Source organism: Stenotrophomonas sp. Sm6012 (assembly GCF_030985895.1).
Taxonomy (GTDB): domain Bacteria; phylum Pseudomonadota; class Gammaproteobacteria; order Xanthomonadales; family Xanthomonadaceae; genus Stenotrophomonas; species Stenotrophomonas forensis.
Genome location: NZ_JAPTFX010000080.1, coordinates 1 through 20,643, shown reverse-complemented (window position 1 = coordinate 20,643; position 20,643 = coordinate 1). Strand labels below are relative to the sequence as shown.

Here is a 20,643-nt window from a genome sequence, read left to right as displayed (position 1 = left end):
CCCCGCCACCCCACGGAAGGCCAGCTGTTGCTGTTGCTGTTGCCGTTGCTGTTGCCGTTGCTGTTGATTCGGCGGGTGCAGGGCTGCAAGCCCTGCCGGAACCCCACACCCCTCAGCACGCCTCGACAACCGCAGCGCGCGGACGCCCCAGCCACGCCAGCAGCAACCCCGATGCCGCCAGCAACCCACCGGCCACCGGTACCGCCGCATACCCCAGCCCCGAGCTGATCACCGCGCCACCCAGCGCGGCACCCACTGCATTGCCGAGGTTGAACGCACCGACATTGATCGACGACGCCAGGCCGGGCGCCTCGCTGGCCGCCTCCATCACCCGGATCTGCAGCGGCGGCACGATCGCGAAGGTCGCCGCGCCGAACAGCAGTACACCCAGCGCCGCCGTGGCGTGGCTCATGAAGGCCAGCGGCAGCACGAACATCAGCACGGCAAGGACCGCCAGCAGGATCCGGGTGGCGCCATCCAGCGACCAGTCGGCCATGCGCCCGCCGATGCCGTTGCCGAAGGTGAAGCCGATGCCGATCAGCGCCAGCGACATCGCTATGAAGGCGTTGGAAGCACCGGTCAGCTCGGTCAGCACCGGCGCCACGTAGGTGTACAGCGTGAACATCGCACCGGCACCGAGCACCGTGGTGCCCATCGCCAGCAGCACCTGCGGCTGCAGGATCGCCTTCAGTTCCCGGCGCACATCCGGACGGGGCCCGGGTGCCGACGCCGGCAGCGCGAAGCCCAGCGCGGTGATCGCGGTCAGGCCCAGCACCGCGGTGCCGGCGAAGGACAGGCGCCAGCCCAGCTGCTGGCCGACCCAGGTCGCCAGCGGCACGCCGCCGATGTTGGCGATGGTCAGGCCCATGAACATGGTGGCCACGGCGGCAGCCTGCTTTTCCTTCGGCACCAGGCTGGCGGCAACCACCGCGCCGATGCCGAAGAAAGCGCCGTGGTTGAGGCTGGTGACCAGCCGCGACAGCAACAGCAGGCCGTAGTTCGGGGCCAGCGCCGACAGCAGGTTGCCGACCACGAAGATCGACATCAGCAGCATCAGCGCGGTGCGCCTGCCGAAGCGTCCCATCAGCAGGGTCATCACCGGCGCGCCCAGCATCACGCCCACCGCATAGGCCGTGATCAGCATGCCGGCGGTGGGGATGTTCACGCCGACGCCGTCGGCAATGACCGGGAGCAGGCCCATCGGGGCGAACTCGGTGGTACCGATGGCGAAGGCGCCGACGGCAAGGGCCAGCAGAGCGGCTCGGGAATTCATGGCGGGTTCCTGCGTGGGGCAGGCCTTGGGAAGAGAGCGCGTAGCCTGCGCGCATCGTCCTGCCGGATTAAGCCCCGCGGCGGGGAAACACTGTTGCCTCCACTTCACAGATGACGCGTGGCGCTCCGCCGGGTATGCCCCGACAAGCCCTGCAACGCAGAACCCCCGGCAGTGCCGGGGGTTCTGGATCACGCGCTTACCAGTTGCCGGCGCCCGGCACGTTGTGTTCGCGTGCGCGGCGGCGCATCAGCAGGTTCAGCCACTCCACCAGCACCGAGAAACCCATCGCTGCATAGATGTAGGGCTTGGGCACGTGCACGTCCAGGCCGTCCAGGATCAGCACTGCGCCGATCAGCAGGATGAAGGCCAGCGCCAGCATCTTCACCGTCGGGTTGGCGTCGATGAAACGGCCCAGCGGGTTGGCGGCCAGCAGCATCACCAGCACCGACAGCAGGATGGCGGCCACCATCACCGGGATGTGGTCGGCGATGCCGACGGCGGTGATCACCGAGTCCAGCGAGAACACGATGTCGATCACCGCGATCTGCGCGATGACGTAGCCGAACACGGCCGAGGCCTTGGTCGTGCTGGGATCTTCATCCTCGCCGCCGCTGATCAGTTCCTTGATCTCCATGAAGCCCTTGATGATCAGGAACAGGCCACCGACGATCAGCACCAGGTCGCGGATGGAGATGCCCATGCCGGCCACGGTGAACAGGTTGGCGGCCATGTGCGCCAGATAGGCCAGCGACACCAGCAGCGCGATACGCGTGATGCACGCCACGGCGATACCAAGCTTGCGTGCGAACGGGCGGCGCTCTTCCGGCAGCTTGCTGACCGCGATGGAAATGAACACCAGGTTGTCGATGCCGAGCACGATTTCCAGCGCACTCAGGGTGAACAGGGTCACCCAGGCATTGGGGTCGGCGAGGAACTCAAAGGACATGGAAACTCTTCAAGGCAGTGGGGGAATGGGGTTTCAGGCGTAGCTGCCGGCCAGCACGTGCGGAACCACGACCAGCGCCCAGCACAGCAGTACGTTCATCATCAGCACGAACACCGCCGCCGAACCCATGTCCTTGGCGCGGCCGGCCAGTTCATGGATTTCGCTGCCGTAGCGCTCGATCACCGCCTCGATGGCCGAGTTGGCCAGTTCCATCGCCAGCACCAGCAGCATCGAGCCGATCATCAGCGCGCGTTCGACCGGGGTCTGGCCCAGCCAGATCGCGACCGGGGTCAGCACGATCAGCAGGTAGACCTCCAGCCGGAACGAGGACTCATGCAGCCAGGCCGCGCGAAGGCCCTGCCAGGACCAGCGGGCGGCCTGGAAGATGCGGCGCGGGCCGCGGGGCAGATGGCCGAACTGATCAGCCACGGGAGAAAGATCCAGCAACAGGAGCGCGGCGCAGCGACCGCTCAGACGCACGGCAGGGAATCATGGGTGCACAAGGAATAGGCAGATGGCGGCCATTTTGCCACAAGGCCGCCAGCCATACCCCCGGCGGCCCGGCCGAATGGCCTGCCAACGGCAAGCACCCGGCCGGCCCCTGCTCCTATGATGGAGGCTTCCTTCCCCGCTGGAGCGCCTGATGTCCCGTCGCCGTACCTGCCTGCTGATGCTGGGCCTGCTGACCGCCGCACCGCTGGCCCAGGCCCTGAGCCCGGCCAAGCCGCCCCAGGTGCCCGGACAGGTCTCGAACGTGGCCTGGGCGGGTGACATGGCGCGCTTCGCCAGCGCCGACCAGGCCAATCCGCCGCCGCGCGGCGGCATCGAGTTCATCGGCAGCTCCTCGATCCGCTTCTGGGAGAGCCTGGCCACCGACTTCCCCGGCCAGCCGGTGTTCAACCGCGGCTTCGGCGGCTCGGAAGTGCGCGACAGCACCTGGTACGCCGACCGCATCGTGGTGCCGTATGCGCCATGCAAGCTGTTCTTCTACGCCGGCGACAACGACCTCAACAGCGGCCGCAGTGCCGTGCAGGTGCGGGACGATGTGGTCGCCTTCGTGCAGCGCGTGCATCGCGACCTGCCGAAGACGAAGGTGGAATACCTGTCGATCAAGCCGAGCCCGTCGCGCGCGCACCTGCTGCCGGCGATCAACGAAGCCAACACGCTGATCAAGGCTGCCCTGGCAAAGCTGCCCAACACCGGCTTCACCGACGTCTACACGCCGATGCTGGGGGCCGACGGCCAGCCGGATGCGACGCTGTTCCGCGAAGACATGCTGCACATGACCCCGGCCGGCTACGCGATCTGGACCAAGGCGCTGGCGCCGAAGGTGAAGTGCGATTGAAGAAGGCTGAGGACGCGCTCCGGTAGATGCCAACCTTGGTTGGCATGGGGCTCCGGCGTGAATCCTGTTGAAAGCGCCGACCAAGGTCGGCATCTACCGAGGCAGCGGGTGCCGCGTCAGCGGAAGATCACCGTGGCCTCAGTGCCCTGCCCCGGTTCGCTGGCCAGGCTGACCTTCCAGCCGAAGCGGTCGCACAGGCGGCGCACGATCGACAGGCCCAGCCCGGTGCCCTGCGGGCGGCTGGGCTCGGCGCGGTAGAATGGCTCGAACGCCCGCGACAGTGCCTCGGCGGACATGCCGATGCCGGTGTCGCGCACCACCACCCGGTCGTTGAGCACATGCACGTCGATGCGCCCTTCGTCGGTGTAACTGCAGGCGTTGCGCACCAGATTGCTGACCACCACCTGCAGCACCCGTGGCGGCGCGTGCAGCTGCACCGGACCATCGCTGTGCAGGTGCACCGCAACCGGGCGCGTTCCCAACAGTTCGTTGGCGTTGTCCACTTCATAGCGGACGATGTCGTTGACATCGAACAGCTCGATCTGCGGCTCGACATCGGCCTCGCGGGCCAGGATCAGGAAGGCATCGATCACCGCTTCCATGTCACGGCCGGCGCGCTGGATGCGCTGCAGGCTGCGGCGCAGGCGCGGCTGCAGCGTTTCATCGCCCAGCGCCATGTCACTGGCGACGCGGATCACGGTCAGCGGCGTGCGCAGTTCGTGGCTGGCATCGCGGGTGAAGTTGCGCTCGCGCGCCACATGCGCGCTGACCCGGTTGGCCAGCGAATGCAGTGCTGCGGCCAGCTGCCGGGTCTCGCCCTGCATGTCGGCCGGCAGCTTGTTCGGCTCCAGATCGGCCGCCTCGGGGTGGCCAGGGTCCCAGCGCGACACGCGCCGCGCCAGCCAGTTCACCGGCGATACCAGGCGCTTGGAGGCGCGATAGGTCACCCAGCTGGCGCCATACACTGCCAGCAGCGTCAACAGCACCGGCACGATGCCGAACCAGAACGCCAGCATTTCCGCACGCGAGCGCAGGAACACCAGGTACAGGCGGCCGGCCGGGCGCACGTCGACCAGCACCAGCTGGTCGTCCTTGGGCAGTTCGTGGAAACCGGGTTCCAGGTTGCGCAGGTTGGCCGGCAGCGACAACGCCGACTGCCCGCTTTCCAGCAGGTAGCCACGGATGTTCTGGGTATTGGGCGGCGGCTGCACGGGCGAGGCCTCGTGCAACGTCCAGTAGTACGCCGCTTCCTCGCGCAAGGCGGCGCCGACCAGGCTGTGCTTGATCACCAGCGAGACCAGCCAGGCACCGAGCAGGATGCCCAGGCTGGCCAGCACTGCCTGCAGGATGAAGGCGATACGGATCTTGCGCGGCAGGCCGTGCGGCATTGCGGGGTCCCGGTCAGAGCGCTGCGATTATAGGCAGCGCGCCGCGCCGTGCGGGTGCACGGGCGATGACCGGCGGCAATGCCAGCCGGTCATCCCCTGCCCTCGTTCATGGCCATGCCCCGGCCGGGCCTGCTGCTGCACCGGCACGGGCCCCGATCAGGCCATCGGCTGGGCGATATCGGCAATGCGGTAGCCGGCACTCTGCACGGTGTGCAGCAGCGGACGGTCGAACGGCTTGTCGATGATCTTGCGCAGGTTGTACAGGTGACTGCGCAGCGTGTCCGAATCCGGCAGGCCGTTACCCCAGATCTCGCGTTCGATCTCCTGGCGGGTGACCACGCGCGGCGATTCGCGCATCAGGATGGTCAGCAGGCGCAGGCCGATCGGCGACAGCTGCAGCTCGGTGCCGGCACGGGTGGCACGCATGCTGACCGGATCGAGCACCAGGTCGGCGACCTTGAGCACTTCCGAACCGACCTGGCGACGCTCGCGGCGGATCAGCGCGCGCAGGCGGGCCTCCAGCTCCTGGATCGCGAACGGCTTGGTCAGGTAGTCATCGGCGCCGAACCCGAGGCCGGTGAGCTTGTCGTCCAGCGTGTCGCGTGCCGTGAGCATCAGCACCGGGGTGGACTTGCGCGCATCGTTGCGCAGGCGACGGCACACTTCGATGCCATCCAGGCGCGGCAACATCAAGTCGAGCACCACGACGTCATAGCTGTTTTCCGCCGCGAGGCGGTAGCCATCCAGGCCGTCCTGTGCATAGTCGACTTCGAAGCCGCGACCTTCCAGGTATTCCCCGATCATCTCGGAGATGTTGCGGTTGTCTTCGACCACCAGCACCAAGCCGGAGGTCTCCTTCGTCTGACGCATGTGATTCCCTCTAACTTCAGCTTTGTGAAACATGCCGGATCGACGGTGGACGCGATGTGAAGTTCCGTCAAGAGGTCATCAATCGGTTCAGAGCAGCGGCCTGAGCAGTGGCCAGACGTTGTCCAGCACCTTCGGCTGCGCCTGCGCCGTAGGGTGCAGGCCATCGGCCTGCATCATGCCCGGCTGCAGGGCCACGCCCTCCAGCAGGAACGGCAGCAGCGGCACCTTGTACTGCGTGGCCAGCGCCTTGTAGGCCGCCGCCAGGCGCTGGCGATAGGCCGGCCCGTAATTGGGCGGCACGTCGATACCCAGCAGCAGCACCCTGGCGCCCGCCTTCTGGCTGGCCTGCACCATTTTCTCCAGGTTGCCCTGTACCTGCGCCGGGGTCAGCCCACGCAGCGCGTCGTTGCCGCCCAGCGCAATCACCACCACGGTCGGCTTCTCCTTCGCCAGCAGGCCCGGCAGGCGGGTCAGCGCGCCGGCGGTGGTCTCCCCGCTCATGCTGGCGTTGACGATGCGTGCCGGGGTTTTCGACTGCTGCCTGACCCGCTGCTGCAGCAGGCTGACCCAGCCGGCGTCGGCGGGGATATTGTGGGCAGCACTGAGGCTGTCGCCGAGTACCAGCACGGTACCCGCCGGACCTTTGGCACAGGCCAGCCCCGGCAACAGCAGGAACCCTAGCAGCAGCACCATCATCGCGCCGGCTCGCCGGCTCCATCCCGTCTTGCGCATCTGGAGTCTCCTCATCGACAGCCTGTCCCCCCGCAGCGCGCCCGTCGCCATCGCCGTCGACCAGGTCGGCAAGTCCGTGCAGGGCCCGGAGGGTGAAGTCCACATACTGGACAACATCACCCTGACCGTCCATGAAGGCACCAGCGTGGCCATTGTCGGTGCCTCCGGTTCCGGCAAGACCACCCTGCTCGGCCTGCTGGCCGGGCTGGACCTGCCCAGCCGCGGCAGCATCGCGCTGGCCAGCCAGGATCTGGGCCGTCTCGACGAGGAAGCCCGCGCCCAGCTGCGCGCACGCGAGGTCGGCTTCGTGTTCCAGAGCTTCCACCTGCTGCCGGCGCTGACCGCCGCCGAGAACGTCGCGCTGCCGCTGGAACTGGCCGGCCGCGAAGACCGGGTGCGGGTCGACGAAGTGCTGGCGCAGGTCGGCCTGGGCCATCGCGCCCGTCACTACCCGCGCCAGTTGTCGGGCGGCGAGCAGCAACGCGTGGCCCTGGCACGTGCCTTCGTCACCCGCCCGCGCATCCTGTTCGCCGACGAACCGACCGGCTCGCTGGACCACGCCACCGGCCAGCACATCAGCGACCTGCTGTTCGAACTCAACGCCGGCAGCGGTACCACGCTGGTGCTGGTCACCCACGACCTGCGCCTGGCCCAGCGCTGCCAGTACATCCATCGCATCGACGACGGCCGCCTGCTGCCGGTCGAGCGCGGAGCCGCAGCATGAACCTGCTGCGCCATGCGTGGCGCGCGCTGCGCCGCGAGGCGCTGGCCGGCGACCTGCTGACCGTGTTCGCGGCATTGGTGCTGGGCGTGGCGGTGATGACCGCGGTCGGCACCCTGGTGAACCGGGTCAACCTGGCCCTGACCGGCAGTGCAGCGGAAATGCTCGGCGGTGACCTCGGCATCGCCGGGCGCGACGACCCGCCGCAGGCCTTCGCCGAAGAAGCACAGCGGCGCGGACTGGCCTACACCCGCATCGCCAGCTTCGGCAGCGTGCTGTTCCACGGCGAGGCCAGCCAGATGGCCAGCATCAAGGCGGTGCAGGCCGGTTACCCGCTGCGTGGGGCGCTGCGGGTGCGGGCCACGCCCGGCGGTGCGCTGATCGCCGACGCCGGCATGCCAGCCAAGGGCCAGGCCTATGCCGATCCGCGCCTGCTGCAGGGGCTGGGGCTGAAGGCCGGCGATGACCTCGAGTTCGGCGCCGGCACGCTGCGCATTGCCGGCATCATCGAGGCCGAGCCGGATGCCGGCGGTGACCTGCTCACCCTCTCGCCCACCCTGCTGGTCAACCGCGCCGATGTGGAGGGCACTGGCCTGCTCGGCCCGGGCAGCCGCATCAACTACCGGCTGATGTTTGCCGGAGCGGCCGATCAGGTGGCCGGGCTGCGCCAATGGCTGCTGCCGCAGGTCAAGGGCCTGCGCCTGCTGAGCGTGGACGACACCCAGCGTGGCGTGCGCCAGGCGTTCGACCTGGCCGGGCGCTTCCTCGGCCTGAGCGCGCTGCTGGCGGTGCTGCTGGCCGGCGTGGCCACCGCGCTGGCGGCCAACCGCTTCGCCCTGCGCCGCATCGACCAGGTGGCGATCCTGCGCTGCCTGGGCGCGCGCCAGCGCGACATCCTGGCCGGCCTGGCACTGCAGCTGCTGATGCTGGCGGTGCCGGCCTGTGCGCTCGGCATCGGCCTGGGCATGGCCGCGCAGGAGGGCCTGGTGCAGGTGCTGGGCAGCCTGGTGCCGCAGCGCCTACCGCTGCCCGAAGCGATGCCGGCGCTGACCGGTGCCGGCATCGGCCTGTTGCTGCTGTTCGGCTTCGGCCTGCCCCCACTGCTGCGCCTGCGCGGAGTGCCGCCGATGCGCGTGCTCAACCGTTCCTTCGCCGCGCTGCCACCAGCATCGCTGCTGGCCTATGTCGCGGCGCTGGCGGCCAGCCTGCTGCTGGCGGTGCAGGTCACCGGCGACCTGAAGCTGGCCCTGTGGGTGCTGGGTGGGCTGGCCGCACTGGCAGTGGCCGCCGGTGTGGTCGGCTTCGTGCTGCTGCAGCTGTTGCGCGGCCTGCAGCACCGCCTGCATGGCAACTGGCGACTGGGCCTGGCCGCGCTGACCCGGCGCCGCATGCTGGCGGTGATGCAGCTGATCGGGCTGTCGCTGTCGCTGTGCGCGCTGTTGCTGCTGGCGGTGACCGGTCCTGGCCTGCTGCAGCAGTGGCGCGAGCGGCTGCCTGCGGATACGCCGAATTACTTCCTGATCAACATCCAGCCCGAACAGCGTGACAGCGTGCTGGCCGCGCTGCGCGGACTGGGCGCCAACGACGCCAGCATCGAACCGATGGCCACCGGCCGCCTGATCGCGATCAACGGCAAGCCGCCGCTGCGCGTGGACCGCACGCCGGAACAGAACGGGCAGCCGGCATCCGGCGAAGCCCAGCGCGACGACGATGACGAGAACCGGCCGTTGAACTTCAGCTGGCGCAGCAGCTTCCCGCCGGCCAACACGCTGGTCGACGGCACGTTCTGGACGGCCGACAGCACGGCGCCGGAAGCGTCGGTGGAGATCGGCTGGGCCAAGCGTTACGGGGTGGCCAGCGGCGACCGCATCAGCATTGCCGTCGGTGAACAGGAGCGCGAATTCACCGTCACCAGCGTGCGCAAGGCGGACTGGAACACGTTCCGACCGAACTTCTTCGTGCTGCTGAACCCCAACGCGGTGGGCGACACCCCGCACAACCTGCTGTCGGCGTTCCATCTGCCGGCCGGCAGGGCGGCCGGGCTGGGTGAACTGGTGCGCGCGCAGCCCAACCTGTCGGTGCTGGACGTGGATGCAGTGATCTCGCAGGTGCGCGATGTGATGGAGCGGGTGGCGCAGGCGGTGCAGCTGGTGATGGTGTTCAGCCTGCTGGCCGGCGTGCTGGTGCTGCTGGCTGCACTGCAGGCCACGGCCGGCGAGCGCCGCTATGACAGCGCGGTGCTGCGCACGCTGGGCGCGACCCGGCGCCAGCTGCGCGGTGCGGTGCTGGTGGAATTCGGCGCCCTGGGCACGCTGGCGGCGCTGCTGGCGGTGGGCGCGGCCGCCGCCATCGGCGTGGCGGTCTCGCAGAAGGTGTTCGAGCTGCCGTTGCTGCCGCCGTGGCCGGGGCTGCTGCTGGGCGGCGTGGTCGGCATCGGGCTGAGCCTGCTGGCCGGCTGGTGGGGTACGCGGCGCATACTGCATGCGCCGCCGGCCCTTGCCTTGCGCGAAGCTTGACGCGGCGTCGGACCGGAGAGCGTGCCGAGCAAGCTCGGCACCTACCAATGCGAAGGACCACGCCATGCGTGGATGCACGGAGGAGCGTGCCGAGCAAGCTCGGCACCTACCAATGCGAAGGACCGGTAGATCCATGCCATGCGTGGATACACGGAGGAGCGTGCCGGGCAAGCTCGGCACCCACCAAAGGGGGGAATCGGTAGATCCACGCCATGCGTGGATGCGGTGCCGGGCGCGGCCGGCACCTCACCGGAACCGCGGCGGCGATCAACCTTCCTTCGGCGCCTTTTCCACGTACTTGGCGAAGACTTCGTCGATCTGCTTGTCCTTCACCTTCTTGCCGGCCTGGATCTCTTCGGCCTGGGTGAACAGCGGGATGATCATCGCCATGCCGTCGATCTTGGTCTTCAGGTGCACGCCCGGGGCCTGGGTCAGGAAGCCGTCCCAGCGCTGGCGCACCTTGGCCCAGTAACCAGCGGTGGCCTTCCAGTAGTTGCGGGCCGGGGTGAAGTCGATCTCGGTGGTCTTCACGTAGTCGTTGAAGCCGAACTCGCGCGCGATCTCCACCTGGCTGCCATCGGCATTGCGCTGCACCTTGGTGTTGAACTGCTCGTGGGTCCAGCCGTTCGGGGTCAGCGTGTGGCGGTTGATCACGGCCAGCGCGTTGTAGTCGCTGCGCTTGGTGTACTCACGGCGCGGCAGCGGGCGCCAGCTCAGGTCGCTGGTCCAGCTCGGCACGTTGTTGCTGTAGGTCCACTTGCCGGTGCCGCAGTAGCGCGGCGCATCGCTTACTTCATACACGCACTGGGTCCACGCCCCCTGGTTGGTCGCCGCCGGGATGCTGCGCACCTGCCAGGTCTGGTCGGCACTGAACTCGAAGCGGTTCGGCGCTTCGTACACCCAGTCCTGGCGCCAGTGCTTGGTGATGTGGCCGCTCTTCTCGTCCAGCAGCAGGTGCTGCAGCACGATGCGCTTCGGCGTGTCTTCCACCACGATGACCATTTCGTTGCCGCCGCTGCGCATCGCCGGCGCGCGCTCGTAACCGGGCTTCAGCAGCACGGTCTCGTCGAAGGCGAAATCCACGGTGTACTCGCCCTGCATGGCGAGGATGCTGTCGTGGTCGCGGGCGATGTCGGAGGGCTGCGCGCTGGCCACGCCGCTGGCGGCGAGCAACAGCAGGGCGCTGGCTGTCTGGAACTTCATCGGGGTCTTCCTTCAGGGTTGCAGGTTTGTTGAGAGGCCATCCGTGGCCGACAGGCGTTCCATCAGGTTCAAAGACGGATCAGCGGCAGGTCGCCGGGTATCCGCGGGGCCGGTCGCCGTGCGGCGTCGGCGCAGCAGCAGTCATCGATCGCCAGCTCGCCTTCGGCGCCTTCCAGGCGTGCGATGCGGCGCGCAGTGGCGGCGCCCAGCGAGGACAGGGTCGACAGGCTGGCGGCCAGGGTGCGGCCATCGTCGGCCGCATGCAGGCGCAGCGCGCACAACCGCCAGCGCTGGCCCCCGAGGTGGCCGGCCAGGCGTCGCCACAGCCGCTCGCCGACACTGCCGTCGCTATCGTGTTCCGGGCCGGGCGGCAGCGCGGCCACCAGCCGGTCCCAGGCCAGGAAATCGCTGTCCGGCAGCAGGTACAACCGCCACACGCAGCGGCCGCGGCCATCGAGGAAGCACAGGCTTTCGCGCAGGCCCTCGCTGTCCACGCCCTGGCAGGCATGCACGCGCACCGCCTGGCGCCAACCGCCCAGTTCGTTGCCGTCGGCGTGGTACAGGCACAACACGGTGCCGAGCGTGGCCAGCTGTGCCGGGGTCGGCCAGGCCGCACCGTTCGGTGCGGCGATGGAGTCGTTCCTGCGTGCGGACAATGCTCGGCTCATGAGGTCACCAGGAAACGGCAAGGCTGGCGGAGAAGGTGCGGCCCGGGCTGGTATAGCGGTCCAGCACACGGCTGGTCGACAGCAGCGTCGAACCGACGTTGGACCAATCGATGTAGCGCTTGTCGGCCAGGTTGAACACGCCGACGTTGAAGGTCGCGCCCGGCGCGAAGTTCCAGTGCGCCATCAGGTCGGTCACGCCGTAGCCCGCCGGGCGATAGGCCGTGGTGCTGGCCAGCCGGTCCTTGCGCTTGACGAAGGTGCCAGCCAGCTCGACACCCCAGGTCTCGGTGTCGTACATCAGGCCGACGGTGCCGCGCAGCGGGTCGACCGAATCCAGCGGCGTGTCTTCGGTCTTGTTGTCGCCACGCGACCAGGCCACCGCACTGCGCAGCGCCCAGCCCTGCAGGGCCGGGCTGATCTGCCCGAAGTCGACACCGGCCTTCAGCTCGGCGCCGTAGATGCGCGCATCGGCGATGTTGCGCGACTGGAACACCATCAGGCCCTGTGCGTTGGTACCGACCAGCGACTGCGACTCGATGAAGTCCTTGTATTCGTTGTAGTAGCCACTGACGCTGACGTAGGCGGCCGGCGACAGGAAACGCAGGCCCAGCTCCATGCCATCACTGGTTTCCGGCTTCAGGTCCGGATTGGGAATGGCGGTGTAGCCGAAGGCGAAGTTGGTGAAGCCAAGGTTGACGTCGTTGTACGGCGGCGAGCGGAAGCCATGCGAGTAGCCGGCGAACAGCGACCACTCATCGGTGAATCGATAGACCATGCCCAGCTTCGGCGAAACGCTGGTCTTGGTCAGCTTGGCCACCGGCACGCCGGGATTGTCTTCGGCGAAGATGCTGTCCACCTCCGGCTTCAGCTCGTAGCGGTCAACGCGCACGCCCGGCACCAGCGACAGCTTGCCGCCGGCCATGCGCATCTCATCCTGTGCGTAGAGGCCCAGCTCGGTGGTCTTGCTGATCGGGAAATCGCGCACTGGGAATGCATCGGGCAGGATGGTGGTGCTGGTCTGGCCGTTGGCCAGCACCTGGAAACCATCGCGCTTCTGGCGGATTTCGGTGCGTGCGCCCTCGAAGCCGTAGGTCAACGCGTGTTCGACGCTGCCGGTGCTGAAGGCCTTGTTGAACTGCGCCTGCAGGCCGTACACGCGCTGGTCGAAATTGAACTCGCGATGGCGACGGCTGCGGTTGGCGCGGTCCTCGTCGGTGACCTGGGTGGTCTCGCTGTGCTGGGTGTAGACCTGCCAGTGCAGGCTGTCGGCGAAGCCCTTGTCCAGCGCATCCATTTCATGGGCGAACGACACGCGGGTGCGGTTCTGCTTGTCGCGCGCCTTCATGCCGGTGGTGGTGGTGCGGTCGATCGACGACAGCACGTTGGTCTTGGTCTTGTCTTCGTTGCCTTCCACGGTCAGGCGGAAACGCTGGTCCTCGCTCGGCGCGTAGACCAGCTTGGCCAGGCCGCTGCGACCATCGCGGTCCTGCGGATTTGGCGCAGTGCGGGTGTTGTCGAGGCTGCGCACGTCACCCTTGTTGTCGGTTTCCTGGCCCTGGCGATGGTTGATGTTGACCATGCCGCTCCAGTGCTCGCCACCGAAGGCGGTGGTGACGCCGCCGAGCAGCCCCTTCCACTCGCCGTCATAGCCGAACTTCAGGCCGACGTAGCTGTCCTTGCCGTCCTTCAGGTAGTCGGCCGGATCCTTGGTGACGAACGCGACCACGCCGCCGAGCGCGTCCGAGCCATACAACGAGCTGGCCGGACCGCGCACGATCTCCACGCGCTTGAGCGTGTCCAGGTCGGTGAAGTTGCGGTTGGCATTGGAGAACGAACCAATGTTGAAGCTGGTCGGCATCGCGATGCCATCGGTCTGCACGCGCACGCGGTTGCCGTCCAGGCCACGGATGCGGATGCTGCCGAGGCCGAAGCGGGCCGCGCTGCGGTTGACCGAGAGGCCCGGCTCGTAGCGCAGCAGATCCTTGATGTCCTGCACCAGGTGCCGGTCCATCTGCTCGCGGTCGATCACATCGACCGTGGCGGCCACATCACTCACCGCACGCTCGGTGCGGGTGGCGGTGACCTGCACGCGATCAAATTCGCGCGCGTCGGGCGCGGCGGTGCCAGCGGCGGCGGCATGGGCGGACAGCGGCAGGGCCATCCAGACAGCAAGGCAAAGGGCGGTATGGCGGGTCATCGGTTTCGTTCGGTCAGGCAAGGGAACCCCCGGTTACCGGCACACCCGGAGGGTGCACGCGATAGACCGAGGGGGAGAGAGCGGGCGCGGACGGGTCGCCCACCCTGTCGGCGTTGCCGGCAGGAGGGAGGGAGGCGGGCGACCAGGCCGCGGTTACTTGGTCAGGATCAGCTTGTCGTTGCTGGTGTGCCGCAGGCGATAGAAGCGGTCGCCGTGCTGGATCAGGATTTCACGACGGCCCTTGAGCAGGGCTTCGCTGTCGATGACCTCTTCCGGCGGAACGACGCGGACCGGACGATCGCGGAGGGTCAGCGTTTCGGGGCGCAGCAGTACAGGTTGAGCATTCATGAGCATCTGGACTCGTGCGAGGGACGAGTTAAATGATAATGATTCTCAGTTGACAATCAACAACCATTCTCAATTTGATTGATGGGATTAATGATCGAATCCGCGAATTCGATAGCTGTTATCAATCGAAATGGCGTGGCGCCGTTGTAGAGTCGAGCCCTGCTCGACTGCTCTCCCAGGGGCGGAGTCGAGCACGGCTCGACTCTACAAAGGGCAGTCAGGCGAACGCGGCTTCGACCTGGGCCCAGCCGGCGGCATCGACCTGCTCCAGCACCTCCAGCGCCTGCAGGTTCTGCAGCAGCTGGCTGACCCGGCTGGCGCCGAGGATCACGCTGGAAACGTTCGGGTTGCGCAGGCACCAGGCAATGGCCAGGGTGGCCGGGGACTGGCCCAGCGCACGCGCCACCTCGCTGAAACGGCGCACCTGGCCCAGCCGGGCCTCGGCGTCCGCGCCCAGCACCATGTCCTGCAACCACTCCATGCCCGGGCGGCCCAGCCGCGCATCGGCCGGGATGCCCTGGTCGTACTTGCCGGTCAACAGGCCCGAGGCCAGCGGCGAGAAGATGGTGGTCCCCAGGCCGGCACGCGCATACAGCGGTGCGTACTCCACCTCTACCCGCTCGCGGTGCAGCAGGTTGTACTGCGGCTGCTCCATCGACGGTCCCTGCAGGTTGTGCGCCTCGGCGATGTCCAGCGCCTGCTGGATCTGCGCCGCCGACCACTCCGACGTGCCCCAGTAGAGGATCTTGCCCTGCCGCACCAGGGTATCCATGGCATGCACGGTCTCGGCGATCGGTGCGTCCGGATCCGGGCGGTGGCAGTAGTAAAGGTCCAGGTAGTCCACGCGCAGGCGCTTGAGCGCGGCGTGGCAGGCGTCGGTCACATGCTTGCGCGACAGCCCGCGCTGGGTCGGCCGCGGGTCCTTGGCACTGCCGAAGAACACCTTGCTGGACACGCAGAAACCGTCGCGCGGCAGGCGCAGGTCGCTGATCACGTCACCCATCACCTGTTCGGCGCGGCCGTTGGCGTAGCCCTCGGCGTTGTCGAAGAAGTTGACACCGTGGTCCCAGGCGGCCGCCACCAGGTTGCGCGCCTCGTCGCGTGGAATCTGGTCACCGAAGGTCACCCAGGCACCGAAGGACAGGGCGGAAATCGGCAGGCCGGTGGAGCCCAGGCGACGGTATTGCATGCGAATCTCCTGCTGCGGGCCCGCATCCGGGCCGGGATCGAGCCTCATTCTACCTGCCGCTGCCGGCCGCAACCCCTTGCCGTTGCTGGCCTGATCGGTACCGATGGACGCCTGCACGTTGCTTTTCCTTGCCCCGGCCCCGGCCCTGCACTAGGCTTCCCGTTTTTCGCGACGCCCCAGGGGAGTCACTCACATGGTCGAAGGTTTGGGCAGGATCGGCTTCGGCCTGTTCGGGTTGGCGGTGCTGATCGGCATCACCTGGTTGTTTTCCAACAACAAGCGCGCGGTTGACTGGAAGCTGGTTGCCACCGGTATCACCCTGCAGATCGCCTTTGCGGCGCTGGTGATCCTGGTGCCGGGCGGGCGCGACGTGTTCGATGCGCTGGGCCATGGCTTCGTCAAGGTGCTGAGCTTCGTCAACGAAGGCTCGGGTTTCATCTTCGGCTCGTTGATGGACACCAAGAACTACGGCTTCATCTTCGCCTTCCAGGTGCTGCCGACCATCATCTTCTTCTCGGCGCTGATGGGCGTGATGTACCACCTGAACATCATGCAGGCGATCGTGCGCGTGATGGCGTGGGCAATCACCAAGGTGATGCGCGTGTCCGGCGCGGAAACCACCAGCGTCTGCGCCAGCGTCTTCATCGGCCAGACCGAGGCGCCGCTGACCGTGCGCCCGTACATCGCCAAGATGACCCAGTCCGAACTGCTGACCATGATGATCGGCGGCATGGCCCACATTGCCGGCGGCGTGCTGGCGGCCTACGTGGGCATGCTCGGCGGTGGCGACCCGGTGCAGCAGGCGTTCTACGCCAAGCACCTGCTGGCGGCCAGCATCATGGCCGCACCGGCCACCCTGGTCGTGGCCAAGCTGCTGATTCCGGAAACCGGCACCCCGCTGACCCGCGGCACGGTGAAGATGGAAGTGGAGAAGACCTCCAGCAACATCATCGATGCGGCCGCGGCCGGCGCCGGTGACGGCCTGAAGCTGGCGCTGAACATCGGCGCGATGCTGCTGGCCTTCATCGCCCTGATCGCGCTGCTGAACGCCCCGCTGACCTGGCTCGGCGATGTGACCGGCCTGGCGGCCGCGATCGGCAAGCCGACCAACCTGTCGACCATCTTCGGTTACGTGCTGGCCCCGATCGCCTGGGTGATCGGCACGCCGTGGGCCGATGCCACCACCGTCGGTTCGCTGATCGGACAGAAGGTCGTGATCAACGAATTCGTCGCCTATACCGAGCTGTCGCAGATCGTGAACGGCCAGGTGGCCGGCGTGAGCCTGTCCGACGAGGGCCGCCTGATCGCCACCTACGCGCTGTGCGGCTTCGCCAACTTCAGCTCGATCGCGATCCAGATCGGCGGCATCGGTGGCCTGGCCCCGGAACGTCGCCACGACCTGGCCAAGTTCGGCCTGCGCGCGGTGCTGGGCGGTACCATTGCCACCTTCATGACGGCGACCATCGCCGGCGTGCTGACGCACTTCAGTTGAACCCTTGGTTGAGAAAAGATTCCCTATGAGCAGCAGTGTCGTTGTCGTCGGTTCCTTCAATGTCGATCACGTGTGGCGGTGCGAGTCGCTGCCGGCACCGGGTGCGACCATTGCCGGCCGCTACAGCACCGGCCCCGGTGGCAAGGGCTTCAACCAGGCCGTGGCGGCCTGCCGCGCCGGCGCCGACACGCACTTCGTGTGCGCGCTGGGCGATGATGCCGGTGGCGCCACGGCACGCGAACTGGCCGCGCACGATGGCTTCGGGCTGATCGCCGAAGCCAGCAGCGAGCCGACCGGCACCGCGGGCATCTACGTCGACGCCCGCGGCCGCAACACCATCGTGATCGGCCCGGGCGCCAATGCCGCGCTCAGCACCGACTTCCTGCACCAGCAGCAGGCGCTGCTGACCGGCGCCAAGGTGGTGCTGGTGCAGCTGGAATCGCCGGTGCCGACCATCGAAGCGGCGCTGGCCACCGCGCGCGAGGCCGGTGTCACCACCGTGCTCAACACCGCGCCGGCCGATGCGCCCTCGACCATCGGCCTGCTCAAGCTGGCCGATGTGATCACCCCGAACGAGACCGAGTTCGCCGCCCTGCTCGGCCGCCACGTCGGTGAGCGCGTGGACGCCAACGACGTAGCCGCGCTGGACGGCGCCAGCCTGCACGCGCTGTGCCGCAAGCTGGTCGGCAACGGGACGGTGGTGGTGACCCTGGGCTCGGTGGGCGTGTTCGTCTCGCATGCCGAAGAAAACCTGCGCGGCGATACCCAGCCGTACTACCGCGTGGGTGCCGAACAGGTGCAGGCGATCGACACCACCGGTGCCGGCGATGCCTTCAACGGTGCGCTGGCCGCGTCGCTGGCGCAGGTGGCCGATGCCCCGTTCGCGCGCCACGTGCGCTTCGCCAACCAGTTCGCTGGCCGTTCGACCGAGAAGGAAGGCGCCGCTGCGGCGATGCCGCGCTTCACCCCGGCCGACGCAGAAGTGAAGTAGATCCACGCCCTGCGTGGATGAACGAGCCCGGGCATGCAGATGCCCGGGCTTTTTTGTTGGCCACCCATCGCGGCGCGGCGTGGTCGCCGGCCGATCCGCGGCCCCCTGCGGCCACCTGTCGCATTGCCCATGCAGCGCCCCTCGCCCACCATCCGCCCAGCGTCGTTTCTCGGGAAGGACATGGACGGATTCCCCTGGTTGCTGGCTGCCGCCGCCGGCAGCGCCCTCGCGGCCCTGTTGCATATCGGCTGTATCGCCTTCGGCGCCCCCTGGTACAGATGCTTCGGTGCTGGCCCGCGCATGGTCCGGCTGGCCCAGGCCGGGCACTGGTGGCCGCCGCTGATGACCGCCGGCATCACTGCCATGCTGGTGGCCTGGACGCTGTATGCCCTGGCCGCCGCCGGCTGGCATTCACCGTTGCCGGCCAGCCGCTGGGTGCTGCCCGGCATCGCTGCAGTGTTGCTGCTGCGCGCGGCGATGGGCCTCGGCCTGGCGCTGTTCCGCCCCGGCTACAACGGCGCGCGCTTCTGGGCGATCAGCTCGCTGGTCTGCCTGGGCCTGGGGCTGGCCTTCGCCGTGGGTACCGGCCAGGCCTGGCAGAGCCTGGGTTAGCCGGCCAAGATCGCCCGCCCCTGGGGGTGGCGGAAGCAACCGTCAAGCATCTGCTGATGCCGGTACGGCATGAGGTCGGTGCCGATCGGCCTGAACCCGGGGCTCACCGACACGGCCGTACCGCCGCCCGCGCCCTACAATGGGCGCATGCAGATCGGCCCGTACACCATTGCCCCCAACGTCGTGCTGGCGCCCATGGCCGGCGTCACCGACAAGCCCTTCCGCCTGCTGTGCAAACGGCTGGGTGCGGGACTGGCCGCCTCGGAAATGACCATCAGCGACCCGCGCTTCTGGAACACGCGCAAGTCGATCCACCGCATGGACCATGACGGCGAACCGGCACCGATCAGCGTGCAGATCGCCGGCACCGAGCCGCAGCAGCTGGCCGAGGCCGCGCGCTACAACGTCGATCATGGTGCGCAGATCATCGACATCAACATGGGCTGCCCGGCCAAGAAGGTGTGCAACGCCTGGGCCGGCTCGGCACTGATGCGCGACGAGCAGCTGGTGGCACGTATCCTCGAAGCCGTGGTCAGCGCGGTGGATGTGCCGGTCACGCTGAAGATCCGCACCGGCTGGGACTGCGACCACCGCAATGGCCCGCTGATCGCCCGCATCGCCGAGGACAGCGGCATCGCCGCGCTGGCCGTGCATGGCCGCACCCGCGACCAGCATTACACCGGCCAGGCCGAGTACGCCACGATCGGCGAGATCAAGGCCGCGCTGCGCATTCCGGTGATCGCCAACGGCGATATCGATTCGCCGCAGAAGGCCGCCTTCGTGCTGAAGCAGACCGGCGTGGATGCAGTGATGATCGGCCGCTCCGCGCAGGGCCGGCCGTGGATCTTCCGCGAGGTGGCGCACTTCCTGGCCACCGGGGAAGAACTGCCGCCGCCGTCGCTGGCCGAGGTGCGCGACATCCTGCTCGGCCATCTGCATGCGCTGCATGCGTTCTATGGCGAACCGCAGGGCGTGCGCATCGCGCGCAAGCACCTGGGCTGGTACGCCAAGGACCGGCCGGAGAACGCCGCCTTCCGCGCAGTGGTCAACCGCGCCGAAGACCCGCAGAGCCAGATCGCGCTGACCACCGAGTACTTCGATCGCCTGATCGCCGGGGAACCGGCGTTGTCGTCTGCTGCCTGACTGCGTCAGCCGCCTCGTAACCTGCCCGCCTGCCTTGATCCGTAGAGTCGAGCTTGCTCGACTGGCTTTCCCGAACAGTCGAGCAAGCTCGACTCTACAAGAGCACACAATGACCCCGCCGATTTCCTCCCCGACCTACCTGCACGGATTCTCCGGCACCGAACAGCAGCGCCTGATGACCCAGGCGCGCCTGCTGGAATCGAGCATCTTCGGCCAGATCGACTACGGCGGTGCGCGTCGCCTGCTGGAAGTGGGCAGCGGCGTCGGTGCGCAGACCGAGATCCTGCTGCGCCGCTTCCCCGAGCTGCACGTGACCGGCGTGGACCTGAGTGAAACGCAGCTGGCCACCGCACGCGAGAATCTGGCGCGCACGCCGTGGTGCAGCGACCGCTACACCCTGCAGCAGGCCGATGCCGGCGAACTGCCGTTCGACGCCCGCACCTTCGATTCGGCGTTCCTGTGCTGGGTGCTTGAGCACGTGCCTTCGCCGGCGCGCGTGCTGAGCGAGGTGCGCCGCGTGCTGGCGCCGGGGTCCCCGGTGTACATCACCGAGGTGATGAATGCCTCGTTCCTGCTCGATCCGTATTCGCCCCACATCTGGCGCTACTGGATGGCCTTCAATGACTTCCAGTACGACCACGGCGGCGACCCGTTCGTCGGCGCCAAGCTGGGCAACCTGCTGCTGGCCGGCGGTTTCCGCGACGTGCACACCGAGATCAAGACCATCCACCTGGACAACCGTGAGCCGGCCCGTCGCAAGACGATGATCGCGTTCTGGGAGCAGCTGCTGCTGTCGGCCGCAGACCAGCTGCTGCAGGCCGGCTCGGTGGACGAGGACACCGTGGACGGCATGCGCCGCGAGTTCCGCCTGGTGCAGAACGACCCGAACGCGGTGTTCTTCTATTCGTTCGTGCAGGGCCGTGCCACGGTGTACTGAGCCGACGTTCTACTGCCGATTGAGGCCGTAGAGCCACGCGCGGGCGGCGGGGCCCCCCCCCGGCGCCCCCCC

Annotated in this window: 19 protein-coding genes; 8 read left to right on the top strand and 11 right to left on the bottom strand. The window is 68.0% G+C overall.

The features are described from left to right. Window positions 1-112 precede the first annotated feature (112 nt). From O0J73_RS14090 to O0J73_RS14080, 3 genes are all read right to left on the bottom strand, one after another. Window positions 113-1,273, bottom strand: a complete 1,161-nt coding sequence (locus O0J73_RS14090) for an MFS transporter (RefSeq protein ID WP_308308960.1) — start codon at window positions 1,271-1,273, stop codon at window positions 113-115. Between the two features lie 196 nt (window positions 1,274-1,469). Beyond that, on the bottom strand, window positions 1,470-2,219 hold the full coding sequence (locus O0J73_RS14085; RefSeq protein WP_004154280.1) for a TerC family protein: 750 nt from the start codon (window positions 2,217-2,219) through the stop codon (window positions 1,470-1,472). Window positions 2,220-2,252: 33 nt separating this feature from the next. Next, window positions 2,253-2,648 (bottom strand): diacylglycerol kinase, encoded by a 396-nt coding sequence (locus O0J73_RS14080; RefSeq protein ID WP_197564380.1) that lies wholly within the window; start codon window positions 2,646-2,648, stop codon window positions 2,253-2,255. 214 nt (window positions 2,649-2,862) lie between these two features. On the opposite strand from O0J73_RS14080, the gene O0J73_RS14075 reads away from it, so the two are divergent. After that, the gene (locus O0J73_RS14075) at window positions 2,863-3,564 is read left to right on the top strand and encodes an SGNH/GDSL hydrolase family protein (protein ID WP_004154277.1); all 702 of its coding nucleotides are present in this window, start codon (window positions 2,863-2,865) and stop codon (window positions 3,562-3,564) included. A 116-nt stretch (window positions 3,565-3,680) separates the two neighbouring features. Here O0J73_RS14075 and O0J73_RS14070 read toward each other — a convergent pair whose 3' ends face one another. The 3 genes from O0J73_RS14070 to O0J73_RS14060 all read right to left on the bottom strand — a co-directional run bounded on the left by O0J73_RS14070 (window position 3,681) and on the right by O0J73_RS14060 (window position 6,569). After that, window positions 3,681-4,952, bottom strand: coding sequence for a HAMP domain-containing sensor histidine kinase (locus O0J73_RS14070; protein WP_004154275.1), 1,272 nt, complete (start codon window positions 4,950-4,952; stop codon window positions 3,681-3,683). 156 nt (window positions 4,953-5,108) lie between these two features. Beyond that, entirely contained in the window at window positions 5,109-5,822 is a 714-nt protein-coding gene (locus tag O0J73_RS14065) for a response regulator transcription factor (RefSeq protein ID WP_002811889.1), read from the bottom strand. Window positions 5,823-5,909: 87 nt separating this feature from the next. Then, window positions 5,910-6,569 carry an arylesterase gene (locus tag O0J73_RS14060; RefSeq protein WP_308308959.1) on the bottom strand — a complete coding sequence of 220 codons (660 nt, stop codon included), beginning with the start codon at window positions 6,567-6,569 and terminating at the stop codon, window positions 5,910-5,912. Between the two features lie 61 nt (window positions 6,570-6,630). On the opposite strand from O0J73_RS14060, the gene O0J73_RS14055 reads away from it, so the two are divergent. Both O0J73_RS14055 and O0J73_RS14050 read left to right on the top strand, forming a co-directional pair. Continuing rightward, on the top strand, window positions 6,631-7,278 hold the full coding sequence (locus O0J73_RS14055) for an ATP-binding cassette domain-containing protein (RefSeq protein WP_053511635.1): 648 nt from the start codon (window positions 6,631-6,633) through the stop codon (window positions 7,276-7,278). Beyond that, the gene (locus tag O0J73_RS14050) at window positions 7,275-9,791 is read left to right on the top strand and encodes an FtsX-like permease family protein (RefSeq protein WP_308308957.1); all 2,517 of its coding nucleotides are present in this window, start codon (window positions 7,275-7,277) and stop codon (window positions 9,789-9,791) included. The genes O0J73_RS14055 and O0J73_RS14050 overlap by 4 nt, the downstream gene beginning before the upstream one ends. Before the next feature lie 267 nt (window positions 9,792-10,058). Here O0J73_RS14050 and O0J73_RS14045 read toward each other — a convergent pair whose 3' ends face one another. The 5 genes from O0J73_RS14045 to O0J73_RS14025 all read right to left on the bottom strand — a co-directional run bounded on the left by O0J73_RS14045 (window position 10,059) and on the right by O0J73_RS14025 (window position 15,396). Continuing rightward, a complete protein-coding gene (locus O0J73_RS14045; RefSeq protein ID WP_308308956.1) occupies window positions 10,059-10,994 on the bottom strand; it encodes a DUF6607 family protein in 936 nt (311 codons plus the stop codon). A 68-nt stretch (window positions 10,995-11,062) separates the two neighbouring features. Then, window positions 11,063-11,662 (bottom strand): hypothetical protein, encoded by a 600-nt coding sequence (locus O0J73_RS14040; protein WP_004154268.1) that lies wholly within the window; start codon window positions 11,660-11,662, stop codon window positions 11,063-11,065. 4 nt (window positions 11,663-11,666) lie between these two features. Next, window positions 11,667-13,823, bottom strand: coding sequence for a TonB-dependent hemoglobin/transferrin/lactoferrin family receptor (locus tag O0J73_RS14035; protein WP_308308962.1), 2,157 nt, complete (start codon window positions 13,821-13,823; stop codon window positions 11,667-11,669). Window positions 13,824-14,012: 189 nt separating this feature from the next. Beyond that, entirely contained in the window at window positions 14,013-14,207 is a 195-nt protein-coding gene (locus O0J73_RS14030; RefSeq protein WP_005412278.1) for a hemin uptake protein HemP, read from the bottom strand. 217 nt (window positions 14,208-14,424) lie between these two features. Beyond that, on the bottom strand, window positions 14,425-15,396 hold the full coding sequence (locus O0J73_RS14025; protein ID WP_308308955.1) for an aldo/keto reductase: 972 nt from the start codon (window positions 15,394-15,396) through the stop codon (window positions 14,425-14,427). A 193-nt stretch (window positions 15,397-15,589) separates the two neighbouring features. Here O0J73_RS14025 and O0J73_RS14020 point away from each other — a divergent pair, with 193 nt between their 5' ends. The 5 genes from O0J73_RS14020 (at window position 15,590) to O0J73_RS14000 (ending at window position 20,571) form a co-directional block, all read left to right on the top strand. Continuing rightward, window positions 15,590-16,888, top strand: coding sequence for a nucleoside transporter C-terminal domain-containing protein (locus tag O0J73_RS14020; RefSeq protein ID WP_004154263.1), 1,299 nt, complete (start codon window positions 15,590-15,592; stop codon window positions 16,886-16,888). Window positions 16,889-16,913: 25 nt separating this feature from the next. After that, entirely contained in the window at window positions 16,914-17,879 is a 966-nt protein-coding gene (locus tag O0J73_RS14015) for a ribokinase (protein WP_049456910.1), read from the top strand. A 180-nt stretch (window positions 17,880-18,059) separates the two neighbouring features. Then, on the top strand, window positions 18,060-18,491 hold the full coding sequence (locus O0J73_RS14010; RefSeq protein WP_197564383.1) for a hypothetical protein: 432 nt from the start codon (window positions 18,060-18,062) through the stop codon (window positions 18,489-18,491). Window positions 18,492-18,638: 147 nt separating this feature from the next. Further along, a complete protein-coding gene (gene dusB / locus O0J73_RS14005) occupies window positions 18,639-19,634 on the top strand; it encodes a tRNA dihydrouridine synthase DusB (protein WP_308308961.1) in 996 nt (331 codons plus the stop codon). A gap of 109 nt (window positions 19,635-19,743) precedes the next feature. Beyond that, window positions 19,744-20,571 carry a methyltransferase domain-containing protein gene (locus O0J73_RS14000; protein WP_004154258.1) on the top strand — a complete coding sequence of 276 codons (828 nt, stop codon included), beginning with the start codon at window positions 19,744-19,746 and terminating at the stop codon, window positions 20,569-20,571. Window positions 20,572-20,643: the final 72 nt, after the last annotated feature.